The organism is Nitrospira sp. Vd2, assembly GCF_979581665.1.
Window position 1 is genome coordinate 72,496 of record NZ_CEFZSK010000001.1, and the last position, 12,849, is coordinate 85,344.

A 12,849-nucleotide genomic window follows, 5' to 3' on the forward strand; every position below is an offset into this window, starting at 1 on the left:
AGGACGTTCCATGAGTGTCGGCACGTTGACAAAAAAGGTCCTCCAGGCGGCCCTGTTTTACGAAATTTGGGACGCGATGAAAGTGACCTTCAAGCACATGTTCTATCGGCCGATCACCTTTCAATATCCTCGCGAGCAGCGGGCGATTCCCGACACGCATCGGGGGGCCTTGGGCCTGCTGCGCTACGACGACGGCCGTGAGCGATGCGTCGGCTGTGACCTGTGCGAGGCCGCGTGTCCCTCGCACTGCATCAAGGTGGTGAGCGCCGAGGACAAGTCTTTGCCGCTCCAGCGCTATGCCAGCGAGTTCTATATCGACATCACGAAGTGCGTGTTTTGCGGCTATTGCGTCGAAGCGTGCCCCGTGAACGCATTGGCGATGACCAAGATGTACGAGTACTCCACGCACGACAAGCGCACGCTGCTGTTCGACAAGAAGCGTCTATACCAGATCGGCGAGCAGCACCTGACCGACGCGAAAAAATATCTCTATGCCCACAATCAGGAAAAAGATAGCCCCGACAGTCGCGACTACCGCTACTTTTTCCCCCAGTCGGTGTTGAAGCCGACTCAGCCGCCACCCAAACACCTCACCTAACAGGGCTGATGAAAAAGGTCCCCAACTTCGTTCTCGGCTCGCAAAAGTTCCGGCCGCCTCACCATCTCGGCGGCGCGCACAAGCTTGGTGTGGCTTATTCGCCGCACCGTGCGCCCTCAACGTACCCCCTACGGGATGGGAGCCCGTCTTGGCCGGCTCGGGGCGGGTGGGTGAAAACCGGTAACGCCTCCGGTTTTTGCTCGGCTGCGGCCTCCCCGGTGCAAGAGTGCGTCTCGGCGCGCTTGGGGTGGGCGGGTGAAAAGTGCGACCTTTTTGATCAGCCTGTCTTGATAATGGTGGGTTTTCTTCAGGATCCACGCTAACCCATGGTGCCCGTTTTCTTCGTGTATTTCTCACTGGTGAGCATCCTGGCCGGGGTGCTCACCGTGTCATTGCGCAACCCCGTCCACTGTGGGTTGGCGTTGCTCACCTTGCTGCTGCACGTCGCCGGACTATTCGTGCTCTTGAATGCAGAATTCCTCTTTGCCGTCCAAATCATCGTGTATGCCGGGGCCATTCTCGTCCTCTATCTGTTCGTGCTCATGCTGCTCAATTTGAAATCCGATGAGCGCTACTTGCATTCCAAATACGCGATCATGCTCTTCGCCGGCCTCGCGATCTTCGGCGAGCTGTTACTCCTGATGCTTCGCTCGCCATTCGGCGGCGTCAAAGGCGACGCGCCGGCGGATGTCGTGCTCAAGGATGGCGCCAGCTATGCGGTCGGCATCAAAATGTTCGGCGAATATCTGTTGCCATTCGAGATCGTCGGGATTTTCTTGCTCGGCGCGATCATCGGCGCAATCGTACTGGCGAAGGCGCCCACGTCGGCGGGCGAGGAGGAACGGCGGTGAGCGTTGAGTCGGGTCGGAAGAGCGATCTCCTGCCGCAGCATATTCGTCGTCCGCACCGTATGTGAGGTCACCGCAGTGATTCCGTTGTCCGCCTACGTCGCCGTGAGTGCCGTCCTGTTCATGACCGGCTTGATCGGCGTGTTGATCCGGCGCAATTTCATCATCGTGCTGATGGCGGTCGAGATCATGCTGAATGCCGCGAACATCAATCTCGTCGCGTTCTCGCATTACTTGGAATCCATGGCGGGGCAGATCGTCGCGCTCTTCGTGATCGCGATCGCGGCTGGCGAGGCCGCCGTGGGCCTCGCGATCATCATCGTCGTGTTCCGCGGGAAAATTTCGACGAACGTGGATGAGATGAACCTGCTCAAGTGGTAGCCGCGATGATGTTCAATTGGCTGGTCCTGTTGATTCCGATTTTGCCCTTGGCGGCGGTACTCCTCAACGGCCTTCTCGGGCGCCGGTACTCGCACGACACCGCGCATCGTCTCGCCTGGGGATCGGTGGGCGCCTCCTTCATCTGTGCCGTGATGGTCTTCATCGATACGCTGCAGACCGGTGCGGCACGGGAAGTCGTCGCCTATCGGTGGATTTTCGGCGGCGACCTCACGATCAACCTGGCCTTCCTCATCGATCCGCTCACCTGCATGATGTTGCTGATCGTCACCGGCGTCGGGTTTCTCATCCACCTCTACTCTGTCGGGTATATGCACGGCGAAGAAGGGTTTACCCGCTTCTTCACGTACATGAACTTGTTCATGGTCTCGATGTTGCTGCTGGTGATGGGCAACAACTATGTCGTCCTGTTCATCGGGTGGGAGGGCGTCGGGCTGTGTTCGTACCTGCTGATCGGCTATTACTTCGACCGCGTGTCGGCGGCCAAAGCGGCGACGAAGGCGTTCGTCGTGAACCGCATCGGCGACGCCGGCTTTCTGCTCGCGATTTTTCTCGTCTTCGTCAACTTCAAGACACTCGATTACACGCAGGTCCTCTCGCATGTGAGCCAGCTCTCACCCGAGATGGCGACGGCCATTGCGCTCTGTCTACTCGTCGGAGCCGTCGGGAAGTCGGCGCAGATCCCGCTCTACACCTGGTTGCCGGACGCGATGGAAGGTCCCACGCCCGTCAGCGCCTTGATCCATGCGGCGACGATGGTGACGGCCGGCGTCTACATGATCGTGCGCAACCATGCCCTCTATGATCTCTCGCCAATTGCCATGACGACCGTGGCCTGGGTGGGCGGCGTCACGGCGCTGTTCGCAGCCACCATCGGCCTCGTCCAGAACGATATCAAGCGTGTGTTGGCGTACTCGACGGTGAGCCAGCTTGGGTACATGTTCCTGGCGTGCGGGATCGGTGCGTATGCCGCCGCGATTTTTCACCTGATGACCCATGCCTTCTTCAAGGCGCTGCTCTTCTTGTCGGCCGGCTCAGTGATCCACGCGTTGAGCGGCGAGCAGGACATTCGGAAGATGGGCGGGTTGAAGGATCGGATTCCCTGGACGCATGCGCTCTTCTTGATCGGCACGCTGGCGATCGCGGGCATCTTCCCGTTGTCGGGGTTCTGGAGCAAGGACGAGATTCTCGGCCATGCCTTCGTCCATCATCGGTATGTCCTCTACGGCATGGCGGCGATCGGCGCCTTCCTCACGGCCTTCTATATGTTCCGGTTGACGTATCTGACCTTCTACGGCCATCCGCGAATGGATCACCATACCGCCGAGCACGTGCACGAGTCGCCGACCATCATGATCGCCCCGCTCGCCGTTCTCGGTGGTCTGGCGGTGATCGGCGGATTTCCCGGCGTGCCGCCGGAGCATGGCTGGTTCCATTCATTCCTGCAGCCCGTCGTTGGCAGTCCCGAGGCGACCGGTGAACATGCGGGCGCGGGCACGATCATCATGTTGATGGGGATCGCGACCGTTATCGCGTTGCTCGGGTGGGGCCTCGCCCACTACCTGTATGCCGTCCGCGCGGAAGCCGCACCGGAGCTGGCGGGTCGGTTCCCGATCGCGTATCGGACGCTCCTGCACAAGTACTACGTAGACGAGCTGTACGACTTCCTGTTCGTCGAGCCGACCAAGCGCCTCGGCGAGCTGTGGGATTGGTTCGATCGCCACGTGATCGACGCAGTGGTCGTGGGGGTCGGCCGACTGGCGGAAGCAGGAGCCGCGGGCAGTACCTGGTTCGAGAAATACGTGATCTACGGCGCGTTGAACATCATCGGATATGGCAACCACTTGGCGGCGCGGTCCTGGCGTAAGTTGCAAAGCGGCATGGTGCACCACTATGCGGCCATCATCGTTGCCGGTCTGTTCATCCTCGTCCACCTCGTCCTGTTGCTCTGGACCGGCGCTGGCTCGGTGGGCGTGGCGTTGAAGTGAGAACAAGGAAGAGCGCTTAGAGGCGGAGCGGCGGCTCCGTTCTTGTTCCCTCATGCTGGAAGAACTCGCATTCGGATTTCCGATCTTGTCGCTGGTTCTCTTTTTTCCGCTCCTCGGGGCGATGATCCTGTGGCTGCTGGAAGATGAGGATCTGATCAAGAACGCCGCGCTCGGCATCTCGGTCCTCGAACTGATCCTCGCCGGGATGGTGCTGTACTACTTTCAGCCCGGCACCCCGGCGATGCAGTTCGTCGAGCGCGTCCCCTGGATTCCTCCGCTCGGCATCAGCTACCACCTCGCGGTCGACGGCATCAGCGTCTTGTTTGTCGGCCTGACCGCGCTGCTCACGACGCTGATCATCCTGTATTCGTGGGACACCATTCGCCACCAGGTCAAGGCGTATTACATGGCGCTGCTCGCGTTTGAAGCGACCACGCTCGGCATCTTTCTCTCGATCGACCTGATCCTATTCTTCGTCTTCTGGGAACTGATGCTGATCCCGAGCTATTTTTTGATCAAGCTCTGGGGGCCGGGTCTCGACCGGCACTATGCGGCGCTCAAGTACGTGCTCTACACGCTCCTCGGCAGCGTGTTCATGCTCGTTGGGATCATCCTGCTCGATATCAACTATCATGACTGGGCGATCACGCGTCATGTCGAGCCCGCGTATACGTTCGATCTGCTCGATCTGCTGACGGTGCCGATTTCACTTGAACAACAGATATTGATCTTTTGGCTGATGTTCCTCGGCTTGGCCTTCAAGGCACCCATGTTCCCATTCCATACGTGGCTGCCGAACGCGTTGTTGGAAGGGCCGATCGGTGTCGCCGTCATCCTGGCCGGCGTGAAAGTCGGCACGTACGGCTTTCTGCGGTTCAGCTTGCCGCTGTTGCCGGACGCGTCCAAGAGCGAGACGATCGTCACGGTGATGGTCACGCTCGCAATCGCGGCGATCCTCTACGGGGCCATCATCGCGCTGATTCAGCCCGATTTCCGGCGGCTGCTCGCCTTTAGCAGCATCAGCCATTTGGGCTTCGTCGTGCTCGGTCTCTTCGCGCTCAATTTTCAGGGAATCCAGGGCAGCTTGCTGACGATGATCAACCTCGGTTTCAGCACGGCGGGATTGTTCTTCGTCGCGGGCTTTCTTCTCGCACGCCGGCACACGACGACTTTGTCGGGCTTTGGTGGGCTGGCGAAAGAGGCCCCGCTGCTGGCGACCTATTTATTGATCATAGGCCTGGCCTCAATCGGGCTGCCCGGGACGAACGGCTTCGTGGGCGAGTTTCTGATTTTGCTCGGGGCCTTCAAGGCGATTGGATTCTGGTCGGCCTTTGCGGTCTCGGGCGTCGTCTTCGGCGCGGCGTATTTTCTGTGGTATTACGAACGCGCGATCTTCGGACCGCTCGCCGAGAGCGTCAAGGGCTTGGCCGACCTGACGCGGCGTGAGCGAATCATTGCCCTCTCCCTGACCGTCATGATTTTTTGGATCGGGCTGTATCCCGCCCCCTTCTTCAATATGATGAACGGGTCCGTACAGGCGGTGGTGGACCGGCTGGAACACGGCGCCACGACGATGGCTGAGACAGCCGGCCGTCCGGTGGTGGCCGGGGTTGTCAGTGAGGCGAGCCGTCCCACGCCCGCCGTCCACGAGATGAGCACACGTAAGGATTGATGGGATGAGCGAGTATCTGCTGCTGTATATCCTGTTTGCGCCGTTCGTCGGTTCGGCGATTCTGCTGTTCATTCCCAATTCGCGCGCCTTGGAGGTGCGCCTCGTCGCCGCCGCATCGGCGTTCGTGTCGCTCGTCGGGTCGTTCTACCTGTTTTACGCCTACGATCCGGTCAAGGCCGGCTTCCAATTCATCCAGCGCTACGAATGGTCGAAAGAACTGGGGATTGCGTTCTATCTTGGCGTCGACGGCATCGGTACGCCGCTGGTCTTGGCCTCGTCGATCCTTCTGTTCGCCGGCATCTTCGTCTCCTGGCACATCAAGGATCGCATCAAGGAGTTCTGCATCACGCTCTTGATCCTTGCGGCGGCGACCATCGGCGTGTTCATGTGCCTGGATTTGTTTTTCCTGTACTTCTTCTACGAAATGTCCGTGATCCCCATGTATCTGCTCCTGGGCATCTGGGGCAGCCACACCAAGGGCTACCTCGAGATGACGAGCGCGGAGGGCCGCGAAAAGCGCGACTCGGTCGGCTTCATTTTCAATTTCGCGTCGAACAGCAAAGAGTATGCGGCGATGAAGCTCGTGTTGTTCCTGTCGGCTGGCGCCGTGGTCGCGCTGATGGGGATTCTGCTGATCTACAAGTTCTCAGGCCTCAATACCTTCGACATCCTCGTCCTCCGGGAACACGCGAAGTTTTCCGACACGCTCTCGCGTATCATTTGGCTCCTCGTGTTCTTTGGCTTTGCCTCGATCGCGCCGATCTGGCCGCTTCACTCCTGGTCCCCGGTTGGCCATGCGGCGGCGCCCGCGGCCACCAGTATGCTGCACGCCGGCGTCCTGATGAAACTGGGGCATTTCTCCATCATCCGGGTCGCCTATGAGATTCTGCCGGAGACGACCCGCGAGTTGATGCCGATCGCGGCCATCCTGTGCGTCTTCAGTATCGTCTACGGCGGCTTCGTGGCCTTCTATGCCCGAGATACGAAGTACGTCATCGGCTACTCCAGTTCGAGCCACATGGGTTACGTGTTTCTCGGAATGGCGGCGCTCGATTACATCAGCCTGAGCGGCGCCGTGCTCTATATGTTTGCCCATGCGATGGCCACCGGGATGCTCTTCGCCATGGCGGGATGGGTGTACGATCAGACCCACACCCGGGACATTCCGTCGTTGGGCGGGCTCGTGAACCGCATGCCGTTTCTCGCGTCGTGTTTTATCGTGGCCTGTATGGCGTCGATCGGCATGCCCGGCACGGTCAATTTTATCGCGGAGGTCATGATCATCGTCGGCAGCTGGCATAAGTACCCGCTGCAAGTCCTGGTCGCGGTGGTCGGAATCGTACTCACGATGGCCTATCTGTTCCGCATGATGCGGGGGATTTTTTACGGGCCGACGGTGGGGCACTACAGCCATGCGCACGATACTGTGACGTTCGTCGATCGCATGCCGTTGTTGCTGATGATCGCCACGAGCATCTTTTTTGGAATTTTCCCTGGGCATTTCTATAGCGTGATCCGGTCGGGTGTCGATCCGTTGATCGCAAGAATCACCCAAGTGGTGCCGCTTAAGGCGGAAGGCATGAGTGCCGAGTCCGTGCGAAGTGCCGGGGCCGGGGAGTTTCCTTCATCAGAGGCTTCGCATGCCGCATCCCGTACACTGAACTCGGGAAGCAGTACCGAACACCTCTTGCCTGCTGCTCAGCATTCAGCACTCGGCGCTCAGCACTTGAGATAAGCGATGAATTTCTCTCTGAACCTGTCGACCGCCGATCTGCTCGTCATGTTGCCGGAGCTGTTGCTCACGCTCTGGTTGTGCGTCGTGCTGATCGTCGACTTCAGCTTCCCGCGAATCCCCAAGGAGCGGCTCGCCTATCTCAGCGTCGTGGGCTTGGCGGCCGTGCTGGGAACGCTCATTTGGTTCGATGTGGTGCACGTCACGGGCACGCTCTTCAATCGGATGTTCGTCGTCGATGGGATGGCGGTGTTCTTCAAAATTTTGATCGTCGGCGCGACCATCCTCGTCGTCCTGGCCTCGATCGATTATGTCGAGCGATTCCGCTTCTTCAAAGGGGAATATTATTTCCTGGTCCTGATGTCGGCGCTCGGCATGATGTTCATGGCGTCGGCCAACGACCTCCTTTCGGTGTTCATCACGTTGGAGTTTTCGACCTTCGGCTTTTACGTGCTGGTCGCGTATCTGCGCGAGGACCTTGCGTCGAATGAGGCGGGGCTCAAGTTCTTCATTCTCGGCGTCTTTGCCGCCGGGCTCCTGGCCTACGGCATCAGCCTGGTGTATGGCGAGACGGGGAAAATCGTGCTGGCCGATATCGCGACCACCTCGTGGACGCCCGGGTTCGTCATCGGCTTTCTGCTGATCTTTGCGGCGCTGGGATTCAAGATCGGCGCGGCCCCGTTCCATAGCTGGATTCCCGACACTTACCATGGCGCCCCGACCCCGGTGACGGCCTTTCTGTCCATCGCGCCCAAAGGGGCGGCCATCGCGATTCTCCTGCGGTTGTTTTTCGTCTCGATGGCGGCGTTCAAGCCGGCCTGGGTTCTGTTGCTGGTCGGCGTCTCGATCCTCTCGATGACCTACGGCAATATCGTGGCCATCGCGCAGAAAAATATGAAGCGGCTGTTGGCCTACTCCGGTATCGCGCAGATCGGCAATGTGCTGATCGGTCTGGCCGCCGGCACCAAGATGGGCGAGGACGCCATCCTCTTCTATCTGTTGACGTACCTGTTCGCGAATCTTGGGGCCTTCGCGGTGGTCATCGCGGTGGGCAATTTGATCCGAAGCGATGAAATCGAAGATTACAACGGCCTGAATCGTCGCTCGCCGTTCTTGGCGTTCGCCATGCTGGTGTTCCTCCTGTCCCTCGCCGGCGTGCCGCCATTGGCCGGGTTCATCGGCAAGCTCTACATCTTCCTCGCCGCGATCAAAGAAGAACTCTATACGTTGATCATCGTCGGCCTGATCAACGTCGTCATCTCGATGTACTACTACCTCGTCATCGTCAAAAAGATGTACATCAACGAGCCGATCGATCGTTCGCCGATTCAGATCTCACCCGCCATGCAAACCGTGATCTACGTGGGCTTGGCGGGCACCCTGATCCTCGGCATCTACCCCAAGCCCTTTATTGAGTGGGCCGTCGCCGCAACCATGATGTTCTCGAACCTCACGGTCCCGGCTGCCGGGATCATCCCTCCCGTTTCGCCGTCCGGCGGATGACGGTCGTCTCGCGCTGATCGAGTCTCTTCATGTTCGAGTGCCGCTTTCCTCCCATCGGCTTCCTCGGGCTTCATCATGCCGAGCATCGGATCAGGGTTGAACTGGCTTGGATGCCCGGTTGTCAGCGGTGGCCGCGGGCGAAGCCTTTGGGATAGGAAGAGGTGCGCAAGTCCTCGAGGGACGGAAGGGGCGTTAGTTCCCCGGGGGGAAGCCGGGTGCTGGCTTCGGCTTTGGGCGCGTGCGGGCGCTTTTTTCGTTCATTTCCTGATCGATCTGCTTCAGGATCTCGATCTGTGCCGTCAGCTCTTCGAGTTTCTTATCCCGCATCGTAAGCTCCTGCCGCATGTTTTGCTCGCGATGCGCCACGTCCTGCTCATGCTGCAGGAGCTCGAGCAAAGCCGCTTGGGTACTCTTCATGAACGGCGTCTCACGCTCCTCCTGGGTACGCTTCTCGGAGAGCACCTTCAACCAGGCCTCACTGATCGATGACAGCCGGCCCCGAGGAGCGAGCGCGATCACGTCCTGAAAATGTTTGGCCGCTGTTTGTTGGTTTTCAAACAAGGCGATCAAACCCCGCGTGAAGTGCGCCTGATCGCACGAGCGGTCCTGCGCGCACCGGGCCAGCCGAGCGTCTTGCTCCTTCGCGAGTGTTTGATAGAGCTTGGCGTCGTTCTCGTCGACGACGAACAGGGGGGCGGTTGACGGAAGCGAAGGCTCCGGGGGAGGGGGCGTCATCGGCTGGCAGGCGGTGAAACAGCCGACAAGCACCGCGAGAGAGGCGGCACCGCGGAGTGACATGCTCATGCGAGAGGCAGGACGAACGTCATGGTCGTTCCCTTCCCCAGCTCACTTTCCGCCCAGATCCGGCCGCCATGTGCCTCTACGACTTTTTTAGCGAGGGCGAGGCCAATGCCGGTGCCTGCCGCTCCGCCGCGTGCCCGCATCGTCCCCTGGTAGAACCGCTCGAAGATGTGCGGCAGCGATTCCGGCGAAATCCCACGGCCGGTGTCGGAGACCGATATCCGGAGCACGCGTTCCTTGGCGTCCGGCTCGACTTTGACGTGAATCGCGCCGCCCTCGCGACTGAACTTGACCGCATTGGAAAGCAGATTGTCCAATACCTGCTGAATACGGGCATCGTCCACGGGGGCGAACACCGGCCCCCGCGGCGCCTCGATGCTGAGACGAATATGCTCACGGTCGGCGAGAAGCCGGATCTTGTTGATCGCCGTGTCGATAATGCGTTTGACGTCCGTCGAGACGATCCGATACTCCATCATGCCCGCTTCGATCTTTGAGAGATCCAGCAAGCTGGAGATCATATCGATCAATTGCCGGCTGCTCTCCACCATCAACTCGAGCGTCTCGCGCTGCGCCTGAGTCACGGGCCCCGGAATCTCTTCCAAGAGCAGTTGTGTGCCCGCATGGATCGCGGTCATCGGTGACCGCAGTTCGTGGGTAATGTGGGAGACGAACTCCGCCTTGAGGTCGTCCAGTTCCTGGAGTTTCTTGGCCATGACGCCCACGGAGTCCACGAGCTCTTGAAGATCGCTCGGCGCGGGCACGTCGACCGCCGTCTTGAAATTGCCTTGTCCGATCTGCCGGATGTGTTCCTGAAGCCGCCGCAACGGCGCCAAGATGCTGTAGGTGGCCAGTCCGGCCAACAGCAGCCCCAGGAACAAGGCGATGATGCCGAGCTGCTTCGTGATGATCCCGGCCTGCTCCGACCGGCTCCGCGCATCGTTGACGACCGTCTCGACGGTGGCTTCATGCCGTCCGATGAATGATTCCAGTAGGCTCGTCATCCGGTTGACGAGCTCATCGCGCCGGGCGTCGTATTCCTTGCTCATCTTTTGCGTCCGCACCGGCTGGAATCGCGCTTCGCTGTGAAAGAGAATGCGGTACTCGTCGTGCAGTGTTTCGACCTCTTTCAGCGCCTGACGCGCGTCGGACGGCATGTCCTGGACGAGGAGCAGGGACAACGTCTCGCGAAACTTCTTCGCATCGTCATCGAAATGCGCCAGAAAGCCTTCATCCCGCACGGCCAAATACTTCTTCTCGTTCCGGACCTGGCTGTAGAGGCTGTCGATCATCCATTTGGCGCTCTCGATCGCGGGGTAGTGCCGCGAGACGAGTTGGGTGCTCAATTCGGTGATCTGGCGGATTTGATGCAACGCAAAGAGGTTCACGGCCGTGACGAGCGCAATGATCGTCACGAACCCGATGGTCAGTCGCCAGAAGATCGAGAGCCGGGTACGCCGGGGCGATTCCATAAATTGGGGTCAGTCTAGCAATGATCGTGGATAAGTCAATAACGGTCTTCGCGGATCGTCTGGGGGAAATCAAGTAGGTCGTTGACGCGTGGCGCGCTCGTCATTATACTCAGCCGTCCCTGGCCCCGACGCGCGAACCCCTTCCGTCTCCGCATGACGTTGTCCTGTGTCGAACGAGCCGGTGCCCGTTGGTCGCCGCGCGCCGTCTTGATTGTGCTCTCGGTCCTGCTCGCCGGAACTCCGAATGCGTCGAGCGAGGACGGTCTCTCCTGGCGCCCGCTTCGTGACGGACTCATGCTCGCCGTGTGGGAGCCGGGACTCCAGTGTGATGAGGACGTCCCTCCGCTCGTGGTGGTCAAGATCGACCCCGAGCAGTATCGGTTTGCCACCTACCACTACGTCGATGAAAAATTGCCGGCGCCGTTGACGACGAAGGAATGGCAGCGTCGCACGGGCGCCGTCGTGTTGTTCAATGCCGGCTTGTTTCGAGATGACTATTCCTACCTGGGCTGGCTCTTCAAGGATGGGCGGGCGCTGGGTGCCAAGCGCCATCCGCAGTGGCAGGGATTGTTCGTCGCGGAGCCGACGGTGCCTGGTCTGCGCAAGGCGCGGGTCGTCGATCTGGCCGCCGAACCGTTTTCCGTCGAGACGATGGCGTATCGGGAGGCGGCACAATCGCTCATGCTTCTGGATCAGAAAGGCAAGCCGCGCGTCCGACAGAGCGGCAAGCGCGCACATCAAACCATTGTGGCCGAAGACCGTGACGGCAACATCCTACTGATGAAGACGACGGAAGGGGTCGGCCTCTGGGACCTCGCCCTCTGCCTGCGGGATCAACTGGCAGATATCCATCAGGCCATGGTGATGGACGGAGGCGGCTCCTCGGACCTCCTGATAGATCCTGAACTCGCAGAGGCTCATGCGGAGGCGCTCAAGAGCTATCGACCGTTCATCGACGGGAGCGGCATGGGCCACATTCCGCTCCCGTCGGTCATTGGCGTGGCGCCTCGGCAGAATCCGTGAGCTTATCCGGGCCGTCGTGGCCGTGCGACCGGATAGCCGGCTTCCATCCAGGCGTCCATGCTGCCGCTCACGTTATAGACGTGGCGGTAGCCGAGGTCAGCCAGCGCTTCCGCCGCAATGTTGCTCCGATGTCCCGACTGGCAGTAGACGACGATATGGTCGTCGAAGCTCGCACGCAGCTCCCGGTGGCGCGCTTTGATTTCCCGGAAGTCAATGTTGAGATCGGTGCCGGGAATCATGCCGGTCGCGTGTTCCTGGGATGAGCGGACATCGACCAGGATGAACCCTTTGCGGCCCGGTGAGGGTGCCTTGTCCAGCCCGGCGCGCAACTGGGCAACCGTAAGGAGGTAGGAATGATAGGCCGACACGCCGCCGACCATCGCAAGGCCGAGCGCGACGGCGAGCAGCAGCGAGGTGAAGAATGTCCGTGGTGCCATCGTCAGCCTCCTGGTTCACCGTTATCTTAGGTCCCCGATGAGAAGTGGGTCAAGGACGTCCGTTGCGGCCCTGGGGCTGCTCATCCTCACCCTGTCGGCATGCGATGGCGGCGCGCGTCTCGTTCAGAGGACCGAGAACGGCGGCGTTGTGATCTATCCATTCAAGGAAAGCGGGTCACTGCTGTCGCCGTTCCGTAGGGACGCCATGAGGCTCATGGAGCAGCGGTGCGGTGGTCCGTATCGCGTCGTCCGGGAAGGGGAGACCAAGGGCCGCAACCGGATCAGTGAGAGCGCCGGAGGAATGGAAATGGTCGAGGAGCGCCGCTGGGGAATCGAGTTCGTGTGTAAGAGCGGGAGCGAGAGTTCCGGGCCCTGA

General features: G+C 60.2%; 12 protein-coding genes. 9 read left to right on the forward strand and 3 right to left on the reverse strand.

What is annotated here, in order from left to right:
• Positions 1 to 10 precede the first annotated feature (10 nt).
• The 7 genes from nuoI (at position 11) to AC1U7K_RS00380 (ending at position 8,740) form a co-directional block, all read left to right on the forward strand.
• The gene (gene nuoI / locus AC1U7K_RS00350) at positions 11 to 598 is read left to right on the forward strand and encodes an NADH-quinone oxidoreductase subunit NuoI (protein WP_480248823.1); all 588 of its coding nucleotides are present in this window, start codon (positions 11 to 13) and stop codon (positions 596 to 598) included.
• A 326-nt stretch (positions 599 to 924) separates the two neighbouring features.
• Complete coding sequence (locus tag AC1U7K_RS00355; RefSeq protein WP_480248824.1) at positions 925 to 1,449, forward strand: NADH-quinone oxidoreductase subunit J; 525 nt, start codon at positions 925 to 927, stop codon at positions 1,447 to 1,449.
• Between the two features lie 75 nt (positions 1,450 to 1,524).
• The gene (gene nuoK / locus AC1U7K_RS00360; RefSeq protein ID WP_480248825.1) at positions 1,525 to 1,827 is read left to right on the forward strand and encodes an NADH-quinone oxidoreductase subunit NuoK; all 303 of its coding nucleotides are present in this window, start codon (positions 1,525 to 1,527) and stop codon (positions 1,825 to 1,827) included.
• Entirely contained in the window at positions 1,821 to 3,833 is a 2,013-nt protein-coding gene (nuoL, locus tag AC1U7K_RS00365) for an NADH-quinone oxidoreductase subunit L (protein ID WP_480248826.1), read from the forward strand. Before nuoK ends, nuoL begins: the two co-directional genes overlap by 7 nt.
• A gap of 52 nt (positions 3,834 to 3,885) precedes the next feature.
• On the forward strand, positions 3,886 to 5,505 hold the full coding sequence (locus tag AC1U7K_RS00370; RefSeq protein WP_480248827.1) for a complex I subunit 4 family protein: 1,620 nt from the start codon (positions 3,886 to 3,888) through the stop codon (positions 5,503 to 5,505).
• 4 nt (positions 5,506 to 5,509) lie between these two features.
• On the forward strand, positions 5,510 to 7,240 hold the full coding sequence (locus AC1U7K_RS00375) for a complex I subunit 4 family protein (RefSeq protein ID WP_480248828.1): 1,731 nt from the start codon (positions 5,510 to 5,512) through the stop codon (positions 7,238 to 7,240).
• A 3-nt stretch (positions 7,241 to 7,243) separates the two neighbouring features.
• A complete protein-coding gene (locus tag AC1U7K_RS00380; RefSeq protein WP_480248829.1) occupies positions 7,244 to 8,740 on the forward strand; it encodes an NADH-quinone oxidoreductase subunit N in 1,497 nt (498 codons plus the stop codon).
• 192 nt (positions 8,741 to 8,932) lie between these two features.
• Here the strand turns inward: AC1U7K_RS00380 and AC1U7K_RS00385 are convergent, their stop codons facing one another.
• Together AC1U7K_RS00385 and AC1U7K_RS00390 are read right to left on the reverse strand one after the other, a co-directional pair.
• Positions 8,933 to 9,544: a hypothetical protein gene (locus AC1U7K_RS00385; protein ID WP_480248830.1), complete on the reverse strand. Its 612-nt coding sequence runs from the start codon at positions 9,542 to 9,544 to the stop codon at positions 8,933 to 8,935.
• The gene (locus AC1U7K_RS00390) at positions 9,541 to 11,013 is read right to left on the reverse strand and encodes a sensor histidine kinase (RefSeq protein ID WP_480248831.1); all 1,473 of its coding nucleotides are present in this window, start codon (positions 11,011 to 11,013) and stop codon (positions 9,541 to 9,543) included. Before AC1U7K_RS00390 ends, AC1U7K_RS00385 begins: the two co-directional genes overlap by 4 nt.
• A 153-nt stretch (positions 11,014 to 11,166) precedes the next feature.
• Between AC1U7K_RS00390 and AC1U7K_RS00395 the strand changes: the two genes are divergently transcribed.
• Complete coding sequence (locus tag AC1U7K_RS00395) at positions 11,167 to 12,036, forward strand: phosphodiester glycosidase family protein (protein WP_480248832.1); 870 nt, start codon at positions 11,167 to 11,169, stop codon at positions 12,034 to 12,036.
• A 2-nt stretch (positions 12,037 to 12,038) separates the two neighbouring features.
• Here the strand turns inward: AC1U7K_RS00395 and AC1U7K_RS00400 are convergent, their stop codons facing one another.
• Positions 12,039 to 12,473, reverse strand: a complete 435-nt coding sequence (locus AC1U7K_RS00400) for a rhodanese-like domain-containing protein (protein ID WP_480248833.1) — start codon at positions 12,471 to 12,473, stop codon at positions 12,039 to 12,041.
• A gap of 37 nt (positions 12,474 to 12,510) precedes the next feature.
• On the opposite strand from AC1U7K_RS00400, the gene AC1U7K_RS00405 reads away from it, so the two are divergent.
• Complete coding sequence (locus AC1U7K_RS00405; protein WP_480248834.1) at positions 12,511 to 12,849, forward strand: hypothetical protein; 339 nt, start codon at positions 12,511 to 12,513, stop codon at positions 12,847 to 12,849.

What these genes read in the sequence shown, in the direction of transcription:
- nuoI (WP_480248823.1), top strand. Translation starts at nt 11, where the DNA reads ATGAGTGTCGGCACGTTGACAAAAAAGGTCCTCCAGGCGGCCCTGTTT.
- AC1U7K_RS00355 (WP_480248824.1), top strand. Translation starts at nt 925, where the DNA reads ATGGTGCCCGTTTTCTTCGTGTATTTCTCACTGGTGAGCATCCTGGCC.
- AC1U7K_RS00370 (WP_480248827.1), top strand. Translation starts at nt 3,886, where the DNA reads ATGCTGGAAGAACTCGCATTCGGATTTCCGATCTTGTCGCTGGTTCTC.
- AC1U7K_RS00375 (WP_480248828.1), top strand. Translation starts at nt 5,510, where the DNA reads ATGAGCGAGTATCTGCTGCTGTATATCCTGTTTGCGCCGTTCGTCGGT.
- AC1U7K_RS00380 (WP_480248829.1), top strand. Translation starts at nt 7,244, where the DNA reads ATGAATTTCTCTCTGAACCTGTCGACCGCCGATCTGCTCGTCATGTTG.
- AC1U7K_RS00385 (WP_480248830.1), bottom strand. Translation starts at nt 9,544, where the DNA reads ATGAGCATGTCACTCCGCGGTGCCGCCTCTCTCGCGGTGCTTGTCGGC.
- AC1U7K_RS00390 (WP_480248831.1), bottom strand. Translation starts at nt 11,013, where the DNA reads ATGGAATCGCCCCGGCGTACCCGGCTCTCGATCTTCTGGCGACTGACC.
- AC1U7K_RS00395 (WP_480248832.1), top strand. Translation starts at nt 11,167, where the DNA reads ATGACGTTGTCCTGTGTCGAACGAGCCGGTGCCCGTTGGTCGCCGCGC.
- AC1U7K_RS00400 (WP_480248833.1), bottom strand. Translation starts at nt 12,473, where the DNA reads ATGGCACCACGGACATTCTTCACCTCGCTGCTGCTCGCCGTCGCGCTC.
- AC1U7K_RS00405 (WP_480248834.1), top strand. Translation starts at nt 12,511, where the DNA reads ATGAGAAGTGGGTCAAGGACGTCCGTTGCGGCCCTGGGGCTGCTCATC.